Below are 20,347 nucleotides of genomic sequence, written 5' to 3'. Positions count from 1 at the left end.
TTCTTAGTGAAGCAAAAAAGTTCCCACAAAGTCTTGTCTCACTCTTCGTCTTTTTGTTCATTGCCCAAAATCAGCCTATGTACTACAATAAACATAGAACCCGTTTTTTCCCACGGAAGTGCATCTGCTCGTTTGGTATGAGACATCTCCGGACGTTGACGGCTTCAGGTGGGTAAAAGGCGGCGAAAAACGAAAGCGGTTTCTTTTTTTGGAGAAAGACGCGAAAGGGGATGGGGAAATGAGTGATGTCGCGAAGATGAAGGAAGCGGCGTTTTCAGCTCCGACGGTTGAGGAGTGGGAGCGGGAAGCGGAAAGATCGCTGAAAGGAAAGCCGCTCGAGCGGCTTCATTCGATGACGTACGAAAACATAGCGGTCAAGCCGCTTTATACACGCCGAGATGTAGAGGCGCTCGGCTCGCTTGAGCAGTACCCGGGCTTTGGCCAGTACGTGCGCGGGACGCGGCCGGAAGGATATCGAAGCAAGCCATGGAAGGTGAGCCAGGAAATTTCGGCAATGAGCCCCTCTGAATGGAACGAGGCGGTCAAGCACGACTTGCAAAAGGGACAGACGGAAATCCATCTTTCCCTTGAACGGCTGCCGTTTGCTGTTCAGTCGGTCGATGATGTGGCTGCAATGTTTGCTGGCGTGCCGCTCGATCGCTATTCGCTCCGTGTGGACGCGGGGGCGCAGTCGCTTCCGTTTTTAGCGTTGCTGGCTGCGTATTTGCAAGAACAAGGAATATCACTCTCAGTCGTGCGCGGCGCGATCGGTATGGATCCGCTTGGAGTGTGGGCAGAAGACGGGGCGCTGCCGAGGTCGCTCGATGGGTTGTATGATGAAATGGCGGAAGCGGTGAAGTGGGCGAAGGAACAAATGCCTTCCGTTCGCACGATTTTCGTGCGTGGAGAGCCGTATCATAACGGCGGAGCGAACGCTGTGCAGGAGCTCGCGTTTTCGTTGGCGACGGCGGTCGAGTACATCCGTGCAGGGCTGGATCGTGGTCTGACTATCGATGACATCGCTACGCGGATGCAAGTGTCGTTGTCGGTCGGAGCTGACTTTTTCATGGAAATTGCCAAGTTGCGGGCAGCGCGGCGGTTGTTTGCGCAAGTGATCGGAGCGTTTGGCGGCGGTGAATCAGCAAGGTGGATCGAACTGCATGTGCGCACATCGCGCTTTACCAAAACCGTGTACGACCCGTATGTGAACATGCTTCGCGCGGGAGCAGAAGCGTTTGCGGCCGTTGTTGGCGGTGCTGATGGCGTGCATGTGTCACCGTTTGACGAAGCGATCGGACTCGCTGATGAGTTTTCACGGCGCATCGCTCGCAACACGCAGCTTATTTTGCTTGAAGAGGCACATCTCGCCCATGTCATCGATCCGGCGGGCGGCTCGTATTATGTTGAGACATTGACGGCTAAACTCGCTGAAGAAGCATGGAAGCTGTTCCAACAAGTTGAAGAAAAAGGCGGTATGAAACAAGCGCTTCAAGACGGCTTCGTGCAGGCAGAAGTAGCGACAGTGGCCGAGCAGCGGCTTGAGCGCGTCAAACAGCGGAAAGAAAAAATCGTCGGCACGAATGTGTATGCGAACTTGGCGGAAACGCCGATTCAAAAGCCGGAACAAGCTGAAGTGAATGAGGTGCTCCCGGTAGAGGAAACGCGGGTGTCGGATCTTCGCGCTACGCTTGCGAATGGAAAATGGATGGAAGCGATGATTCGTGCGGCTCGTTGTCGAGCAACCGCTCGGGAAATGGTGGCAGCGCTCGCAGATGGAAAGGCACCTGTACGCATTACGCCCATTTCGCCATGGCGTTTAGCCGAGCCGTTTGAGCAGTTGCGACAGGCGGCGGAAAAGCATGCGGAACGCACCGGAGAGAAGCTCACCGTTCATTTGATTGCGCTCGGACCGCTTGTTCGCCATCAGGCGCGTACCGATTTCATTGCCGGGCTGTTTGCAGCCGGCGGGGTGACGGCCGAGCGGAGCAACGGCTTCGCATCGGTTGAGGAAGTGGTCGAATGGGTGCGGAACACGAACGGGACGCATTACGTCATCTGCGGCGCCGACGCTGATTATCCATCGTTCGTTCCCGCGTTGGCCGAGGCGTTTAAGCAGGCAAAGCCGAATGCGAAGCTGTATCTTGCTGGAAAACCGCCGGAAGAGCTCGAAAAAACGTATGCTGCTGCTGGCGTAGATGGGTCGATTCATCTCGGTTCGAACGCTTACGATGTCATTGTGGCGTTTCTCACGGAAAGAGGGGTGGCGTTTGATGGCGAAGTACGTTGACTTTACAAATATGACGCTCTCCACGGCAGCGGCCGATGTGGATGAGAAACAGTGGAGAGACGCGGTGGAGCGGCGCGTGCAAGCGTCGATCGATGAACTGTTGTTCCAGACGAATGAGCACATTGCGGTGAAGCCGCTTTATACAAAGAAAGACATCGATGGGCTCGATTTCCTTGATTATATGCCCGGCTTGCCGCCGTATTTGCGCGGGCCGTATCCGACGATGTATGTCGCACGGCCGTGGACGATCCGCCAATACGCCGGCTTTTCGACGGCTGAGGAAAGCAATGCATTTTATCGGCGCAATTTGGCGATGGGGCAAAAAGGGCTGTCGGTCGCTTTTGACCTTGCCACCCATCGTGGCTATGACTCCGACCATCCGCGCGTTGTCGGCGATGTCGGCAAAGCAGGGGTCGCCATTGATTCGGTGCTCGATATGAAAATTTTGTTTGACGGCATTCCGCTCGATCAAATGTCGGTGTCGATGACGATGAACGGAGCGGTGCTCCCGATCATGGCGTTTTACATCGTCACTGCTGAAGAACAAGGAGTGACGCAAGACAAGCTGTCGGGAACGATTCAAAACGATATTTTGAAAGAATACATGGTGCGTAACACGTACATTTATCCGCCGGAAATGTCCATGCGCATCATTGCTGATATTTTCGCCTATACGGCCAAATACATGCCGAAATTCAACAGCATCAGCATTTCTGGCTATCATATGCAGGAAGCTGGGGCGCCGGCCGACTTGGAGCTGGCATACACGCTTGCCGATGGGCTCGAATATGTGCGCACCGGTCTGAAAGCGGGGATTGACATCGATTCATTCGCTCCAAGGCTGTCGTTTTTCTGGGCGATCGGCATGAACTATTTTATGGAAGTGGCGAAAATGCGGGCGGCGCGTCTCATGTGGGCGAAAATGATGAAAACGTTCAATCCGAAAAATCCGAAATCGCTCGCATTAAGGACGCATTCGCAAACATCGGGATGGAGTTTGACCGAGCAAGATCCGTTCAACAATGTTGTGCGTACGCTCATTGAAGCGCATGCGGCAGCGATGGGGCATACGCAGTCGCTTCATACGAACGCCCTTGACGAAGCGATTGCCTTGCCGACCGACTTCTCGGCACGCATCGCCCGTAATACGCAGCTGTACTTGCAGGAAGAGACGGGCATTTGTCGGACGATCGACCCGTGGGCCGGCTCGTATTACGTCGAGACGTTGACAAACGAATTGATGAAGCGGGCGTGGGCGCATATTGAAGAAATCGAAAGCTTAGGTGGAATGGCGAAAGCGATCGAAACTGGCATTCCGAAAATGCGTATCGAAGAAGCGGCAGCTCGGCGTCAAGCGCGCATCGATTCAGGAGCAGAAACGATTATTGGTGTCAATCAATACCGTCCGGAAAAAGAAGAGCCAATCGACATTTTGGAAGTTGACAACACTGCTGTGCGCGAGCGGCAAATCGAACGACTGAACGAGCTAAAGGCGACGCGCGATAACGAGCAAGTCGAAGCAGCACTTGCTGCGATTACGAAAGCGGCGGAAACGGGCGAAGGAAACTTGCTTGAGCTCGCCGTCCAAGCAGCGCGCGTTCGTGCAACACTCGGAGAAATTTCGTACGCCATTGAAAAAGTGGCGAAGCGTCATCGCGCTACGATTCGTTCGATCAGCGGCGTTTACAGCTCGGAGTATAAAAATGAAGCGCAGCTTGAACGGGTGAAAGCGAAAGTGGCGCAGTTCGCGGAACTAGAAGGGCGGCGTCCGCGCCTGTTGGTCGCAAAAATGGGACAGGATGGCCATGACCGTGGGGCGAAAGTGATCGCCACCGCGTTTGCTGATTTAGGGTTTGACGTTGATATCGGACCGCTGTTTCAAACACCGGAAGAAACAGCGCGCCAAGCGGTCGAAAACGATGTACACGCCGTCGGCATCAGTTCGCTCGCCGGTGGACATAAGACGCTCGTGCCCCAGCTCGTTGCGGAGCTCGAAAAACTTGGCCGCGACGATATTTTAGTTATCGTCGGCGGCGTCATTCCGCCGCAAGATTACGCGTTTTTATATGAGCACGGAGCCGCTGCCGTCTTCGGACCGGGCACGGTGATTCCGGAAGCGGCAGAAACCGTATTAGACGAAATTTATGCTCGACTCGGCTATGAGGAAGTGAGCGAATGAACGGTGAAGAGAAACAACAAGAACGAGCAGGCGGCGAAGGTGCGGTAGACGGTCAAGGGAAGCGTCCGGAATGGGTGGACGGCGAGAGCGCGTCATCGTACGTGCAAGCTAAGCGCCCGCCGGCGCCCAAGCGGCTTGTGAAACGAAAAGAACGGTCGGTCGCTGATTACGTCCAAGGAGTGCTGGCCGGCAACCGCACCCTTTTAGCCCAGGCGATTACGCTTGTTGAAAGCAATGCGGCGAGGCATTTAGAGCTTGCCCAACAAGTGTTGAATGAATTGTTGCCGCATGTCGGCCGTTCGATTCGCATCGGCGTTACTGGCGTGCCGGGAGCGGGGAAAAGCACGTTCATTGAAGCGTTCGGTACGTTTTTATGCGAACAGGGGCATCGCGTCGCCGTCCTAGCCGTCGATCCGACGAGCTCGTTGACCGGCGGCAGCATCCTCGGCGATAAAACACGGATGGAGACGCTCGCCCGGAATCCGCGCGCTTTCATCCGTCCGTCTCCATCAGGCGGGGCGCTTGGTGGCGTGCACCGGAAAACGCGGGAGACGATGATGCTTTGCGAGGCGGCCGGTTATGACATTATCCTCGTTGAGACGGTCGGCGTCGGGCAAAGCGAGTTTGTCGTCCGTGGGATGGTTGATTTTTTCCTTCTTTTGGCGTTAACTGGCGCCGGCGACGAACTGCAAGGGATGAAGCGCGGCATTATGGAGCTGGTCGATGCCATCGTCATCAATAAGGCAGACGGTGACAATAAAGAAAAAGCGCGGGCCGCGCAAAAAGAGTACAATCAGTTTCTTCACTATTTGCGCCCGGCCACGCCCGGCTGGCAGACGAAAGCGTACACATGCTCCGCCTTGTTGGGAGAAGGAATCGCCGACATTTGGCAAGTCATTGAAACGTTTGTCAAAACGACGAAGCAATCCGGCGTGTTTGATGACCGCCGCCGCCAGCAACAAAAAGACTGGATGCATGCGATGATCAAAGAATATGTAGAAACGCGCTTTTTCGCCGATCCGATCGTGAAAGAAAAGCTCCCGGCGCTTGAGAACAGCGTTATTTCCGGCTCGAAACCGGTCACTGCCGCTGTCAGGGAGCTGATCGAAGCGTATGAACGGGGGATTGGCGGTCAAATATGATATGATAAAACGTAAGGAGGTGTCATGATGTTCCAATTTCAATTTCCGCTCTACAATGATTTTGTAGAACAATCCCGCCGCGAAGCGGTCGAAGCCGGATTTGAAGAGCTGCGCACGCCAGAAGACGTCGACGCTGCGTTTCGTCGTCCAGGCACGACGCTCGTACTCATTAACTCCGTGTGTGGATGCGCCGGCGGCATCGCTCGTCCCGCTGCGGCCCATGCGGTTCATTATGACAAGCGGCCCGACCATTTGGTGACCGTCTTTGCCGGCCAAGATAAAGAGGCGACCGCCCGGGCTCGTGAATACTTTGTCGGTGAGCCGCCGTCCTCGCCGTCATTCGCCCTGCTTAAAGACGGCAAACTGTGCGCCATGATTCATCGCCACGACATCGAAGGGCATGAGCCGGTCGCTGTCGTGCAAAAGCTGCAGGCGCTGTTTGATGAATATTGTGAGGAAGTGTGAACAGGAGAAACCCGGAGTGAGAAAAATTCAACCTCCGGGTTTTTTGTGTCGTTGCTACCTATTCTCCGTAGGCTGGGATTGGCTTCCGGGCATCATCCATCCCTATTGAAAGAGATGTGTTTTAGGTGATTGAAGGAAATAAACAACCACTCCCCCAGCCTTTTATCGCACCAGTCATGTGTTTCGGCTGCTCCCCCATTTGAAAAATATTATTGCCACCTCTGTGCATCGATGACACCGGCAAGCAAAAGCAGAAAATCCAAGAGGGTAGGACGACATCATCAGCATCTACTTGTTTGACAAGGTCTTCTCTTTGATTCGCTGAACGAAGCCATTAAGCACGAAATTGATCGCGATGGGAAAACGATTGATAAAACACTCATGGTAAGTTTAGGAGGCCTGTCCTGCGTGTTTAGTAGGCGGCCGCTTTTTTTACTTGTCCGTGGCCGGGTCGAGTAGGTTTTGGGTGACGGATGTGCGGGACAAGGGCTGCCTATTTTTTCTTGCATCGAAAGCGCCGTCATCGGTACAATGAAGTCGGCAAACATGGGTAAAGGAGACAGCACGATGAAAATCGGCTATCGGACGTTAAAAACGGCGGTGGGGGCAGCGCTGGCGATCGCCATCGCTCAGCTGATTGGCCTCCATAATTTTGCTTCCGCCGGCATTATCGTCATTTTGTGCGTCCAAGTGACGAAAAAACGGTCGCTTGAGGCCGCGCGGGCCCGTTTTACCGCATGCGTTGTCGCGATTGGGTTTGCCGCGCTGTTTTTTACCGTTTTCGGCTACCATCCGTGGACGATTGGGTTGCTATTGCTTTTGTTCATTCCAGTGACCGTTCGGCTGAAAGTGAATGAGGGGATCGCGACGAGCTCGGTTATTATTTTGCATTTGTATGCGGCTAAAGAACTGACATGGGCGCTCATCGTCAACGAGCTGCTGTTAGTCATCGTCGGCATCGGCGTCGCCCTGCTTGTCAACATGTACATGCCGAGCGCCGAAAAACAGCTCAAGGAGTATCGGCGCATCGTGGAAGATTTGTTCCGCATTATTTTAAAAGAAGTCGTCCGCTACTTGCGCACAAATGAACTCGACTGGGATGGCAAAGAGCTGCCGCTGACGGCTGATATGCTTGAGCAAGCAAAAAAACTTGCCATCCGCCACGCCGACAACCAACTATGGCGCAACGAAGATGAGTATGTCCGCTATTTCCGGATGCGTGAACGTCAGCTCGAGATTATTGAGCGGATGTTGCCGCTAGTGACATCGCTTACTTATACGGTCGAACAGCGGATCATGGTTGCCGATTTTATCGATGAACTGAGCGACGCTATTCATCCAGGTAACACAGCCGACCGCTTTTTGCGGCGTCTGGCGGCAATGCGCGAGGAATTTAAAGAGATGCCGCTTCCGAAAACGCGCGAACAGTTTGAAGAGCGGGCGGCGTTGTTTCATTTAGTGCGCGAATTGGAGCAATATTTGATTATTAAAAGCCAATTCCATCCCGGAAATGAAGCAGAAAAGAGGCGTCGTTTGTTGCCGTTTGGCTGAACGAAGTGATGTGCATACCCCCATCTTGGTTAGCGCACACTAAAGCTAAACGTCAGCAAAGGGTGGGGGCTTGATATGCGTAAATCGTTAGCGCTCTGCCTGCTGCTTAGTGCGCTGTTGGTCGTGCCGTTTCAGACGGCGGCGGAGATGAAGCCGCTGGTGATTGTGAACAAAGCGATCAATAAGCTTGCACTCATTCGTGATGGGCGCATTGAAGCAGTTTATCCGGTGGCGACGGGGATGAATGCTGGACTGACACCAGAAGGAATGTTTACGGTGACGGTGAAGGCGGAAAATCCGTACTATCGGAAAAAGGGCATTCCAGGCGGAGCACCGAACAACCCGCTCGGCACGAGATGGATCGGTTTTAATGCGCGGGGGACGGATGGGCGCATCTATGGCGTCCACGGGACAAACAACCCCGCATCGATTGGAGGTTATGTTTCGCAAGGCTGTGTGCGCATGCATAACCGCGATGTTGAGCATTTGTACGAACGGGTACCGATCGGCGCCCGTGTGCTCATTCTTCGCAGCAACGAGTCATTTTACGCCATTGCCAAACGATACGGCGCTGTCCAATGAAAAACGCAAGCTTCCCTATTTTGGAGCTTGCGTTTTTTGCTTGAGTGCGGCTAAAACCACATGCTGATGCCGGCAAGGAGCGTCGTCAGCAGCATGCAAATGAGCATCAAGTAAACAACGAATTTTTGCGTTTTGCGCGACAACGGTTTTTCCTCCTCCCCGTCCGCTGTTCTGTTTTTATTGTAACCGCACGCGGCGGAGCGGACAAGGAAAAACAAAAAGAAGGATTTTTTGTCGAAATGGCGAATATACATTACGATTCAGAATTATTTCGCAGCAAAGGGGACGAAATCATGCATGTAAAAAAAGTCGATCATATTGGCATTGCCGTCCGCTCAATCGAGAAAGCGCTTCCGTTTTATACGGATGTGCTCAGGCTGCCGTTTCTCGGCATTGAAGAAGTCGAATCGGAGCAGGTGAAAGTAGCGTTTTTGCAGGCTGGGGAAGCGAAAATTGAACTGCTTGAGCCGCTGTCGTCAGAGAGCGCGATAGCGAAATTTATCGAAAAGAGAGGGGAAGGCATCCATCACGTGGCGCTTGGTGTCGATGACATCACTGAGCGCATCCGTGAGCTGAAGGAGCATGGCATCCGTATGATTCAAGAAATGCCAAAACGCGGCGCCGGCGGGGCATGGGTGGCGTTTATGCATCCGAAGTCGACTGGCGGCGTTTTATACGAACTTTGCGAACGGTCGAACATGGAGGGACAACAATGAGCGACATGTATGACAAAATTAATGAGTTGTACGACCGCCGCCGTGAAATCGAGCTGGGCGGCGGCGATAAGAAAATTGAACAGCAGCATGCGAAAGGGAAGCTGACGGCGCGTGAGCGGATTGACTTGCTTTTAGACGAGGAGACGTTTGTCGAACTCAATCCGTTCATCGAGCATCGTTGCACTGATTTTGGTCTTGGCGAAAAAAAGGGGCCGGGGGATGGGGTCGTTACCGGCTACGGGAAGATCAACGGACGCACCGTCTTTGTATTCTCACAAGATTTCACGGTCTTTGGCGGCGCACTCGGAGAAATGCACGCGAAAAAAATTACGAACATTATGGATTTGGCGGCGAAAACCGGAGCCCCGGTCATCGGCTTGAACGATTCGGGCGGCGCCCGCATTCAAGAAGGGGTGTTGTCGCTTGATGGATACGGGCATATTTTTTATCGCAACGCCATCTATTCTGGGGTGATCCCGCAAATCTCCGTTATTATGGGGCCGTGCGCAGGGGGGGCTGTCTATTCGCCGGCCATCACCGATTTTGTGTTCATGGTCGAAAAAACGAGCCAAATGTTCATCACCGGGCCGAAGGTGATTGAGGCAGTGACCGGGGAGAAAATCAGCGCTGAAGATTTAGGGGGTGCACGCGTTCATAATACGATTAGCGGCAACGCTCATTTTGCGGCGGCGAGTGAAGAAGAAGCGCTCGCTAACGTGCGGCTGTTGCTGAGTTATTTGCCGTCAAATAATAACGAAAAACCGCCGCTTGGCCCTGTTCCCGACGGGGATGACTACCGTCCTGATTTGGCTGACGTCGTGCCGATTGACGCCGTCCGTCCGTACGATGTGCGCCACGTCATTGCTCAAGTCGTCGATGACGGATCGTTTATGGAAGTGCAAAAAGATTTCGCTAAAAACATTGTCATCGGCTTTGCCCGCATTAAAGGGGAAGTCGTTGGGCTTGTGTGCAACCAACCGAAATTTATGGCGGGTGGACTTGACATCGATTCGTCAGATAAAGCCGCGCGCTTTATTCGCTTTTGCGATTCGTTCAACATCCCGATCATTACATTTGAGGACGTCACCGGATTTTTCCCGGGCGTCAAGCAAGAGCACGGCGGCATCATCCGCCATGGGGCGAAAATTTTGTACGCCTACTCGGAGGCGACAGTGCCCAAAATTACTGTCATTTTGCGTAAAGCTTACGGTGGTGCGTACGTCGCCTTAAACAGCAAGTCGATTGGAGCCGATGTCGTTTATGCATGGCCGAACGCTGAAGTGGCGGTCATGGGGCCGCAAGGGGCGGCGAACATCATTTTTGCAAGCGAAATTGCAAACAGCCCAAATCCGGAAGAAACGCGGGCGCAAAAAATTGAAGAATATCGTGAAAAATTCGCCAACCCGTACGTCGCTGCCAAATACGGCATGATCGATGACGTCATCGACCCGCGTGACACTCGAATAAAACTTATTCAAGCGCTCGAAATGCTCCGCTGTAAACACGAAGAGCGGCCGAAGAAAAAACATGGCAACATTCCGTTGTAAGCGATAGAAGGCGCCTAACAAGCAATGGGCGCCTTTTTCGCAGCAAATAATCATTGAGACGGGAGTCGTGTTGCTCGGCCTTTCATCACGCCAAGGTGTGAGAACGTGGACAAACCTAGGTTTTGTCTCTGACAGTTGAATAAACAGACAAGTAACGTTTGGTCAAAGCTATGTTAAACGTTTTTATTTGGAAGATATTTGCTCAATCGACAGCCACCAATCGTTTACTCACACTGTTTCAGCGTCTAGTTTGGCGTTGAGTGGAAACTTCCGGTATACTTAAATTGGAATCCATACATAGGAGGAAGAAACAGATGGTCAATGAAAAGCGTCTCGTTGACGAGTTTTTAGAGCTCGTACAAATCGATTCGGAAACGAAGCATGAAGGCGACATCGCCAAGGTGCTGAAACAAAAGTTTGAGGCGCTCGGCCTTGAGGTCATCGAAGACGATGCCGCCGCAAAAACAGGGCACGGGGCCGGCAACTTAATTTGCACGCTCGCAGCGACAAAAGACGGGGTGGATCCGATTTACTTTACTTCTCACATGGATACGGTCGTGCCTGGTAAAGGGGTGAAGCCATCGATCCGTGATGGCTATGTCGTCACCGATGGGACGACGATTTTAGGTGCGGACGACAAAGCCGGCTTGGCGGCAATGTTGGAAGCGATTCGGGTGTTGAAAGAACAAAACATCGCCCATGGTACGATTCAGTTTATCATCACCGTCGGGGAAGAATCGGGGCTCGTTGGAGCGAAGGCGCTCGATCCGTCGCTCATTCAAGCGAAATACGGCTATGCGTTAGACAGTGACGGCAAAGTCGGTAACATTGTCGTCGCCGCACCAACGCAGGCGAAGCTGAAAATCGTTGTGCACGGCAAAACGGCCCATGCCGGTGTCGCTCCGGAAAAAGGGGTTTCGGCGATTACGCTGGCCGCCAAAGCGATCGCAAAAATGCCGCTCGGCCGTATTGATGAGGAGACGACGGCGAACATCGGCCGCTTTGAAGGCGGTATGCAAACGAACATCGTCTGCGACCGCGTCGATATTTTGGCCGAAGCCCGTTCGCTCGTCCCGGAAAAAATGGAAGCGCAAGTGGCGAAGATGAAAGAGGCGTTTGAAACGGTTGCTGCGGAAATGGGCGGCCGCGCTGAAGTTGAGGTCGAAGTGATGTACCCAGGTTTCAAATTCAGCGACGGCGATCATGTCGTTGAGGTCGCCAAACGAGCAGCGGCGAGCATCGGCCGGCCGTGCGAGCTGCAGCAAAGCGGTGGTGGCAGCGATGCTAACATCATCGCCGGTTTCGGCATCCCGACTGTCAATCTCGCTGTCGGCTATGAAGAAATTCATACAACAAATGAACGGATGCCGATTGAAGAGTTGGTGAAACTGACGGAAATGGTCGTCGCCATTATCGAAGAAGTGGCCAAAGGTTAACGAGCATCCTGCAAACGGATGCTCTTTTTTCTTCGGACGCTGAAAATTCGGCGAACATCGGCCGATAAAAAAAGTAGGCAAGATTTGTGAATCACAGGAGAGGTGGCGGGGGAATGGACAAATATGTTGTTTTTCGCGTCGAGCGGGAACAGTACGTCATTTCGATTGCTTATGTCGTCTCGATTGAAAAAATGACCGCGCCAACTGCCGTTCCGCACATGCCGGATTACATGGACGGTGTCGTGCGCATTCGCGGCGAGCTCGTTCCAGTATTGGACATGCGGAAGCTGCTGTATGGCCGCGCCATCGAGGAAACGGATCAAACACGCCTCATCGTCGCCGCGGTGGACGATTTGTCAGTCGCCTTTATCGTTGATGAGGCGAAGGAGATCGCTGATATTGGACAGGACGCCATTCAGCCGCTCCAGCTGATGTCTGCGGAGCGGACGCCGTATTTAGTTGGGATGGCAACGTTGCCAGACCGACTGTTGACCGTGCTCGATCCACGCGTTTTGTTCAACCATTTGGAGGAAGCGGAAGAGATTAGAGAGCAAGTGGATGCTGTTCAATCCGATGAACCGGTATAGGTGTTTGCCTATACCGTTTTGTTTTCCGCGCATATCCTAACCATGGAAGCAAGTTGATACACAAAAAAGGAGGGTGCTCCATGGTTCGACCGTTCGGCCCGTATATGGGCGGCTATTACCCGCCGTACTTCGGCGGCTATGGCTACCACCATTATCCTTATGGGTACGGAGGATATGGCGGTTACCATCACTTCCCGTATGGCATGCATTACGGCCATTATCCATTTTCACCTTACGGTTTCCCGCATCACGGAGGTTATTAAGCACGGAGGAGGGGCGTCATTCCCCTCCTTTTGCATACCGTAAGAGCTGTTTATAAGGCGTTCATAAATCGGTTTAGAAAAACTTGCAGGCAAGCGTCAAATTATGATATGTTGTTTGGTGAATGAACAAAAACAGAAAGGAACGTTGGCAATGGCGAAACAGCAAATTGGTGTCATCGGACTGGCGGTCATGGGGAAAAATTTGGCGCTGAACATTGAAAGCAGAGGCTATTCGGTGGCGGTGTACAACCGTTCACGCGAAAAAACGGATGAATTTTTGGAAGAAGCGAAAGGAAAAAACATTGTCGGTACATACAGCATCGAAGAATTCGTCAACGCCTTAGAAAAACCGCGGAAAATTTTGTTGATGGTGAAAGCGGGCGCGCCGACGGATGCAACGATTGAACAGCTGAAGCCGTATTTGGAAAAAGGCGATATTTTGATCGATGGCGGCAACACGTATTTTAAAGATACTCAGCGCCGCAACGAAGAGCTGGCGAAACTCGGCATCCACTTTATCGGCACTGGCGTCTCCGGCGGTGAGGAAGGGGCGCTGAAAGGTCCATCGATCATGCCAGGGGGCCAAAAAGAAGCGCATGAACTGGTGCGTCCGATTTTCGAAGCGATCGCTGCCAAAGTCGACGGCGAGCCATGTACGACATATATCGGTCCAGACGGTGCCGGTCATTATGTGAAAATGGTGCATAACGGCATTGAATACGGCGACATGCAATTGATTGCTGAAGCGTATTTCTTGCTGAAACATGTGCTTGGCATGGATGCCGCTGAGCTGCACGAAGTGTTTGCCGACTGGAACAAAGGGGAACTGAACAGCTACTTAATCGAAATTACGGCCGATATTTTCACGAAAATCGACGATGAAACCGGCAAGCCGTTGGTCGACGTCATTTTGGATAAAGCCGGACAAAAAGGGACGGGCAAATGGACAAGCCAAAACGCCCTTGATTTAGGTGTGCCGCTGCCAATTATCACCGAGTCGGTATTCGCCCGCTTCATCTCGGCGATGAAAGACGAGCGCGTCAAAGCTAGCAAACTGTTGTCTGGCCCGGCGGTGAAGCCGTTTGAAGGCGATCGAGATCACTTCATTGAAGCGGTGCGCCGCGCTTTGTACATGAGCAAAATTTGCTCGTACGCCCAAGGATTCGCGCAAATGAAAGCTGCATCCGATGAGTATAATTGGAACTTGCGTTACGGCGATATCGCCATGATTTTCCGAGGCGGCTGCATCATCCGCGCGCAATTTTTGCAAAAAATTAAAGAGGCGTACGACCGCGATCCAGCGCTTCCGAACTTGCTGTTGGATCCATACTTCAAAAACATCGTCGAAAGCTACCAAGATTCGCTCCGTGAAATCGTCGCTACTGCCGCAATGCGCGGCATCCCAGTGCCGGCGTTCGCAAGTGCTCTCGCGTACTATGACAGCTACCGCAACGAAGTATTGCCGGCCAACTTAATCCAAGCACAGCGCGATTACTTCGGCGCTCACACATATGAACGCGTTGACAAGGAAGGCATTTTCCATACGGAATGGCTTGCGAAATAAGCAAGATCCATGGCAGCCCCAACCGGGTAAACTGGTTGGGGTTGTTTTTTGTTTTCTGGCCATTCATAAAAAAGCCCTCTTGAAGTGCTTTCTAGCCGAGGCGATCGAAAAGGTTGAGGTCATCGAATGTTTGTTTCGTTTTTAAATATGTCTAAAATGTACAAAAAGTTCAGATAAAAATCTAACAGCATGTAGAATGATCGTTTTGTTTTCGTATCGTATGATTTTTATAAACAGTCCCTGCTCTTTCCTAGCTTTTCAACGTCTAGGATGGCTGAGCTGCCTAACGGACTCAGTAAAAATAGCGAGGTGGTTGAATCATGTTACCGTTTGAGAAAACGGAGTATCAACATCGTGAAAAAAGGATAAAAAAGAGCATGGAAGCGCAAGGAATCGAAGTATTATTCGTTACAGATCCAGCGAATATGAACTATATAACAGGATACGATGCTCTGTCTTATTATGTGCCTCAAGGGGTAATCGTCTCATCTTATTTGAAAGAACCTATATGCATCATACGGCAGCAAGATGTATACTGTGCGCTCCACACCACTTGGATGTCAAAAGAAAGCATCATACCGTATCCTGACAAATATTTGTGGGAACCGAAAGTGCTTCATGTCATGGATTTTGTAGGAGATGTGTTGAGGGAAAAGGGACTCAATAATAAAAGAATCGGGGTCGAGCTCGATAGTTATTACTTTAATGCTCATTGGTATCACAGACTAGAAAAAAGTTTGCCAGATGCAGAATTGGTAGATGCGACATCACTTGTAAACTGGATAAGGGGGCAAAAATCAACAAAAGAATTAGAATACATGCAAATAGCTGCAAGAATTGTAGAAAAAGCAATGTACAACGCCATAGAAAACATCGATGTTGGCGTAAGGGAATGCCGCGTTGCGGCAGGAATTTATAGTGACTTATTGAATGGGACAGGGGTATATGGCGGCGAATATCCATCACTTTCACCGATAATGCCTGCAGGAGAAAGAACCGCAGGGGCGCATTTTTCATGGACAACAGAAGGCAAATATCAAAAAGATCAGTTAGTATATATGGAATTGTCGGGAAGCTATAAGCGCTACCACGCTCCTTTAACAAGAACGGTCTTTATTGGGAAACCGCCTGAGAAAGTACGCGAAACGGCAAAAATAGTAATAGAAGGCCTAAATGTGGCATTATCCACGATAAAACCAGGAGTGACATGTGAAGAAGTCGAGCAAGCATGGCAAACAACGATCAATCAATATGGGCTGGAAAAAGAGTCTAGAATGGGATATACAGTTGGTCTAAGCTATCCGCCTGTATGGACAGAAAACACAGCGTATTTTAAACCCGGAGAGAAGACGGTACTAAAACCGAACATGACTTTTCATATCATGCCCGGAATGTGGCTTGACGGTTATGGAGTCGCAATAACCGAAACCATAAGAGTGACTGAAAACGGTTGTGAAACAATCACAAAATTTCCAAGGGAATTATTCATTAAATAGAAAGTATACCCGTGGTGCTAGTTGAACTTTAACGCTCAACTAGCCCAAGAATGACGAGTGAATAAGCGAGTAAAATGCCATCCAAAGATGATTCAAATCCAGAAACAGAGTTGGATCGAATCTCTGTGATCCGGTACTGATCAATGAGAACGGAAAACACGGTTTCAATGACTTTGCGCTTTCGTTTCATCCATCGTTTCCATGCTTTCGATTGATGGATTTTCTGGTTTTTCCGAACGGGCGTCCAAAAAGTGATCTTGTATTCATCATACAGCTTCTTTTGCAAGTCTTGGCTCACATATCCTTTGTCACCAAGTGTATACGGATGAGGAAGTTGGACCATCACGGTTTCCGCAGCTGTCCGGTCGTGACAGGATGCTTCGGTGACGACATATCCCATCGGAAGCGCTTGGTCAGTGATCTGGAGATGAAGCTTCAATCCATAGTAAGCCATCTTTTTGGATGCACAATACCCAATATCTGCGATTCCTTGAAACCGTTTGACGCGATATATTCGTGCGTGGTGGCAGAGTTCAATGGGTAAGCTATCCACTACCGCATAAGCATGATGTTGCCCACGTTTGGCTAGTTGATATCGGATCCATTTGACGGCAAAGCCAAGATTTCGACAACGACGGTTATATCGAGAGCGTTCAGGAAATAAATCTTTCGAAAATAAGTTTCCGATCACAAATCGGTGCCAAGCTCGTTCGGATGTAAAACCTAACAACTTTCCAAGAACATGGACGGCGATGATGACCTCATCTTCTTGCTTCAACAAATGGCGATTTCGACGTTGTAAATACATCTGAATTAAAGACAATTGTCCAGATACAAAGAATAAAATCGCTGCATATTGTTTTTGAATTTTCGCTTCGTCTGTTGTAAAATGAAAGTGCTCTTGCATGTGAACTCTCCTTTTGAATGTTTGGTAGCACTTTCATTTTAAAGGAGATCCTTCATGCAAGGGCTATTTTTATACTTATCTCATTTTATCTAGCACCACGGGTAAAGTTTGTTTTTCAACCTGCGGAAGAAAGCACTGATGAATATGGATTGTCAGGATCACCATATATGATTCGGGCAGGCGTATATGACCATGTAGATGCCGCCATCGCCTTGCATATGTGCCCATGGCTTCCGGTCGGAGCTGTTCAAATCAATGATGGCTACAGTATGGCAAATGTGGATGTGTTTCGAGGGAAAATTTATGGTACAGGCGGCCATGGAGCTTACCCTGAACTTGGAACAGATCCGATTTGGATGCTTGGTCCAGTGATGCAAGCTTTGTATGGAATCACTTCACGCAAAGTCTCTTCATTGGACGCCGCTGTAATCAGTATAGGTAGAATACAAGCTGGATCCGCTAGCAATATTATCCCGACTGAAGTATTTATCGAAGGTACGATGCGGAGCTATACTCCTGAGGTGCGCGATTTATTGGAGTTGGAACTAAAGAAAGCGTTTTCTATAGTGGGAAATTTGGGTGGGAGTTATTCACTGCATGTTGAGCGCGGAGAGCCCGCTTTGAATAATCATTCTGTCGTCAATCGCTGGATTACAAAAACCGTTTCAGAGATATACCCTGACTTTCAAATTGTTAAAAAGCCATTCGGGCTGGGTGGAGAAGACTTTGGTTATGTGAGTCAAAAAATTCCTTCTTCGTTATTCTTTTTAGGATGTGCCATTCAAGATGGAGTGAAAAGAGAGTTACACACCCCCATTTTCGATATTGACGAAGCGTGTTTGCCAATCGGTACAGCGATTTTAGCACAAACAGTTGTTCATTTTTTGAATGGTAAAGTTTCCTTGTCAGCAAATGAGATGTTGGAGGTATAATCATATGGTTCATAAACTAGCACTCATTGGATTTGGCGTTGTCGGTCAAGGGTTAGTGGAAATTTTATTAAATAAACAAGAAAAATTACAAAAAGAAGAAGGCTTTGAAGCGGTTGTTGTAGCCATTTCGGATTTAATGAAAGGATCGATTTATCATCCAGATGGTTTACATCTTGAGACAGTCTTGAAAGTGCTAAAGGAAACAGGGAATATTGAGAACTATCCTGATGTGCCAGGGATTATAAAAGGGTGGGACAGCTTTAAAACCATTCGTGAAACGAACGCTGATACGATTGTGGAAGTTTCCTATACCGATGTGAAAACAGGACAGCCCGCCATCGATCATTGCAAGGCTGCTTTTGAAAGCGGGAAAAATGTCATTATGACAAACAAAGGACCGGTCGCATTAGCGTATAAAGAATTGTCGCAAATGGCTAAGAAATATGGAGTGTACTGGGGATTTGAGGGAACGGTAATGAGCGGAACCCCAGCGTTAAGAATGCCGATTACATCTCTGGCAGGCAATGATATTACAGAGATCAAAGGAATTTTAAATGGAACTACCAATTATATCCTTACCAAAATGGAAGAAGAAGGATGGACATATGAAGAAGCGTTAAGAGAAGCGCAAAGGCTTGGTTACGCTGAAGCTGACCCTACTAGTGACGTCGAAGGGTATGATGCAAAATTTAAAATTGTTATTCTAGCTAATTATGTGATGAATGTCCCTTTGTCAGCAGAGGAAGTCATATGCAAAGGAATTACAGATATTACCTTAGACGATATTGAGGAAGCAAAACAGCAAGGAAAAAGATGGAAACTGATAGCGAAAGTTCGTAAAGAGCAGGATAAAGTAATCGCCTCTGTCGCTCCGGAAAAAGTGGATTTAACAGATCCCCTCGCATCAATTAGCGGTACCACGAATGCCGTTACGTACGAATGTGATCTTCTCGGCCCAGTCACATTAGTAGGCGCGGGAGCAGGAAAAATGGAAACGGGTTTTTCGCTTCTTATCGATCTCATCAATATCCAACGCGCCGCTCATCAGCAAAAGTTAGTGAAAATTTAATTGGGGAAAGGTGGTATGTTGATGACAACTCAAGTGATTGGTCGAAAAATGTATTTGGCAGGAAAGTGGGTAAAAAGAGATCGGATTATAGAGGTGCGCGATCCTCAAGATAATAGTCTGATTGATACTGTCCCCGCTGCTTCTGTAGAAGATATGATTCAATGCATTGAGGAGGCAAAAGAAGGGGCACGGGTTGCTGCTTCGATGCCTGTTTATAAACGTATGGAAATCATTCATAAAGCAGCTGATTATATTGAAGCAAATGATGAGAAATTCGCGAGAACGATCGCTCGTGAAGGAAGTAAGACGATCCGTGAAGCAAGAAAAGAAGTAAAAAGATGCATTCAAACCCTTCGTATTAGTGCGGAGGAAGCAAGAAGAATTAATGGAGAAACCATCCCTTTCGATCAGATGGAAGGCAGCGAAAATCGAGTTGGGTATTATTACCGCTTTCCTATAGGGATTGTAGGGGCTATTACCCCGTTTAACGATCCGTTAAATCTTGTTGCTCATAAGGTAGGACCAGCAATCGCTGCTGGGAATGCCATTATTGTAAAACCATCAACACTGACTCCGTTAAGCGCGCTTTTGCTTGCAGAAGCATTTGATGAAGCCGGTCTTCCGCCTAAAATATTGTCTGTTGTCACTGGTTACGGAAGCGAGATTGGCGATGTTCTCGTTACGCATCCTGATATTCGAATGATTTCGTTTACAGGCGGGGTTGAAGCAGGTGAGGAAATTATCCGGAAAGCCGGGTTGAAAAAAATCAGCATGGAGCTCGGCTCGAACTCTCCAGTGATTGTATTAGAGGACGCTGATTTAGATGAGGCTGTAGAATCGACGGTTTCAGGGGCTTTTTGGGCAGCTGGGCAAAATTGCATCGGTGTTCAGCGTGTCTATGTTCAAGAGAGTATTATGGATGCGTTCCAAAAGAAATTTGTGGAACGTACCAATCAGTATTGTGTTGGGGATAAACAGTCAGAACTCACGGACATGGGACCGCTGATCACAGAAAAAGAGGCGATTCGTGTTGAACATCTAGTCAATGAAGCCGTTGAAGCCGGAGCCATACTGCTAACTGGCGGAAAACGCAGCGGAGCTTTCTATTGGCCCACGGTATTAACAAACGTCCCCGAGGAGTGTCGAATCGCAAAAGAGGAAGTATTTGGCCCTATTGTTCTTCTTTATCCGGTGAAAGATCTGGATACAGCCATAGAGAAATCCAATGCTGTCAACTATGGATTACAAGCCGGCATTTTCACAAACAATTTGCAAAAAGCGTATAAGGCGATTGAGAAAATGGATGTCGGTGGTATCATGATTAATGATAGCAGTGATTACCGAATTGACGCGATGCCATTTGGGGGAGTCAAAAAATCGGGGCTAGGGCGTGAAGGAATTAAATTTGCGATCCAAGAAATGACGGAACCAAAAGTCGTTTGCTTCAAATTGTGCAACTAAAAGCTGAATGCATTCTTTTTTCTTCCCATAGTGATGAAGCCTTGCTGCGTCATCAACTATGGGATATATTTTTGTTAATAGTATCAGTACCCACAGCACTGTTTAGGAGAAAAATAACAGAATTTTTAGATGAAATCATAGTGGGTGGGCGGTCAGGCGAATG

Annotated in this window: 17 protein-coding genes and 1 pseudogene; 16 read left to right on the top strand and 2 right to left on the bottom strand. The window is 49.7% G+C overall.

Features of this window, described 5'->3' with window-relative positions:
* The first annotated feature begins 238 nt into the window (after positions 1-238).
* The 6 genes from IC804_RS03710 to IC804_RS03685 all read left to right on the top strand — a co-directional run bounded on the left by IC804_RS03710 (position 239) and on the right by IC804_RS03685 (position 8,206).
* Positions 239-2,287, top strand: coding sequence for a methylmalonyl-CoA mutase family protein (locus tag IC804_RS03710; RefSeq protein ID WP_081157288.1), 2,049 nt, complete (start codon positions 239-241; stop codon positions 2,285-2,287).
* A complete protein-coding gene (gene scpA, locus IC804_RS03705) occupies positions 2,271-4,466 on the top strand; it encodes a methylmalonyl-CoA mutase (RefSeq protein WP_008879779.1) in 2,196 nt (731 codons plus the stop codon). Before IC804_RS03710 ends, scpA begins: the two co-directional genes overlap by 17 nt.
* A complete protein-coding gene (gene meaB, locus IC804_RS03700; protein ID WP_081157285.1) occupies positions 4,463-5,608 on the top strand; it encodes a methylmalonyl Co-A mutase-associated GTPase MeaB in 1,146 nt (381 codons plus the stop codon). Before scpA ends, meaB begins: the two co-directional genes overlap by 4 nt.
* 27 nt (positions 5,609-5,635) lie before the next feature.
* Positions 5,636-6,073, top strand: a complete 438-nt coding sequence (locus IC804_RS03695) for a BrxA/BrxB family bacilliredoxin (RefSeq protein WP_008879777.1) — start codon at positions 5,636-5,638, stop codon at positions 6,071-6,073.
* A gap of 567 nt (positions 6,074-6,640) precedes the next feature.
* Positions 6,641-7,624: an aromatic acid exporter family protein gene (locus IC804_RS03690; protein ID WP_008879776.1), complete on the top strand. Its 984-nt coding sequence runs from the start codon at positions 6,641-6,643 to the stop codon at positions 7,622-7,624.
* 75 nt (positions 7,625-7,699) lie between these two features.
* Positions 7,700-8,206, top strand: a complete 507-nt coding sequence (locus tag IC804_RS03685; RefSeq protein ID WP_008879775.1) for a L,D-transpeptidase — start codon at positions 7,700-7,702, stop codon at positions 8,204-8,206.
* Positions 8,207-8,256: 50 nt separating this feature from the next.
* Here IC804_RS03685 and prli42 read toward each other — a convergent pair whose 3' ends face one another.
* Positions 8,257-8,460 carry a stressosome-associated protein Prli42 gene (gene prli42, locus IC804_RS19005; RefSeq protein ID WP_011887765.1) on the bottom strand — a complete coding sequence of 68 codons (204 nt, stop codon included), beginning with the start codon at positions 8,458-8,460 and terminating at the stop codon, positions 8,257-8,259.
* Between the two features lie 39 nt (positions 8,461-8,499).
* Here prli42 and mce point away from each other — a divergent pair, with 39 nt between their 5' ends.
* From mce to IC804_RS03645, 7 genes are all read left to right on the top strand, one after another.
* Positions 8,500-8,922, top strand: a complete 423-nt coding sequence (mce, locus tag IC804_RS03675; RefSeq protein ID WP_035499246.1) for a methylmalonyl-CoA epimerase — start codon at positions 8,500-8,502, stop codon at positions 8,920-8,922.
* Positions 8,919-10,469 (top strand): acyl-CoA carboxylase subunit beta, encoded by a 1,551-nt coding sequence (locus IC804_RS03670; RefSeq protein WP_008879773.1) that lies wholly within the window; start codon positions 8,919-8,921, stop codon positions 10,467-10,469. The genes mce and IC804_RS03670 overlap by 4 nt, the downstream gene beginning before the upstream one ends.
* 314 nt (positions 10,470-10,783) lie before the next feature.
* Entirely contained in the window at positions 10,784-11,905 is a 1,122-nt protein-coding gene (locus IC804_RS03665) for a tripeptidase T (protein ID WP_008879772.1), read from the top strand.
* A 113-nt stretch (positions 11,906-12,018) separates the two neighbouring features.
* Positions 12,019-12,492, top strand: coding sequence for a chemotaxis protein CheW (locus IC804_RS03660; protein WP_081157284.1), 474 nt, complete (start codon positions 12,019-12,021; stop codon positions 12,490-12,492).
* An 80-nt stretch (positions 12,493-12,572) separates the two neighbouring features.
* Positions 12,573-12,755, top strand: coding sequence for a hypothetical protein (locus tag IC804_RS03655; RefSeq protein WP_008879770.1), 183 nt, complete (start codon positions 12,573-12,575; stop codon positions 12,753-12,755).
* A gap of 151 nt (positions 12,756-12,906) precedes the next feature.
* Positions 12,907-14,319, top strand: coding sequence for an NADP-dependent phosphogluconate dehydrogenase (gene gndA, locus IC804_RS03650; protein WP_008879769.1), 1,413 nt, complete (start codon positions 12,907-12,909; stop codon positions 14,317-14,319).
* A 320-nt stretch (positions 14,320-14,639) separates the two neighbouring features.
* A complete protein-coding gene (locus IC804_RS03645; RefSeq protein WP_081157283.1) occupies positions 14,640-15,815 on the top strand; it encodes a M24 family metallopeptidase in 1,176 nt (391 codons plus the stop codon).
* Positions 15,816-15,843: 28 nt separating this feature from the next.
* On the opposite strand, the gene IC804_RS03640 is transcribed toward IC804_RS03645, so the two are convergent.
* Positions 15,844-16,722, bottom strand: a complete 879-nt coding sequence (locus IC804_RS03640) for an IS982 family transposase (RefSeq protein WP_087959983.1) — start codon at positions 16,720-16,722, stop codon at positions 15,844-15,846.
* A 101-nt stretch (positions 16,723-16,823) separates the two neighbouring features.
* Here IC804_RS03640 and IC804_RS03635 point away from each other — a divergent pair.
* The 3 genes and pseudogenes from IC804_RS03635 to IC804_RS03625 form a co-directional block, all read left to right on the top strand.
* Positions 16,824-17,654, top strand: a pseudogene (locus IC804_RS03635) (M20 family metallopeptidase); the annotation flags it as partial.
* A gap of 4 nt (positions 17,655-17,658) precedes the next feature.
* Complete coding sequence (locus IC804_RS03630) at positions 17,659-18,723, top strand: homoserine dehydrogenase (RefSeq protein WP_008879748.1); 1,065 nt, start codon at positions 17,659-17,661, stop codon at positions 18,721-18,723.
* Positions 18,724-18,744: 21 nt separating this feature from the next.
* Positions 18,745-20,184 carry an aldehyde dehydrogenase family protein gene (locus tag IC804_RS03625; RefSeq protein ID WP_008879747.1) on the top strand — a complete coding sequence of 480 codons (1,440 nt, stop codon included), beginning with the start codon at positions 18,745-18,747 and terminating at the stop codon, positions 20,182-20,184.
* The last annotated feature ends 163 nt before the right edge of the window (positions 20,185-20,347 follow it).

The organism is Geobacillus sp. 47C-IIb, assembly GCF_014679705.1.
Taxonomy (GTDB): domain Bacteria; phylum Bacillota; class Bacilli; order Bacillales; family Anoxybacillaceae; genus Geobacillus; species Geobacillus thermodenitrificans.
Note: the sequence above shows the minus strand (reverse complement) of the source record. Positions and strands in the feature narration are given on the sequence as shown.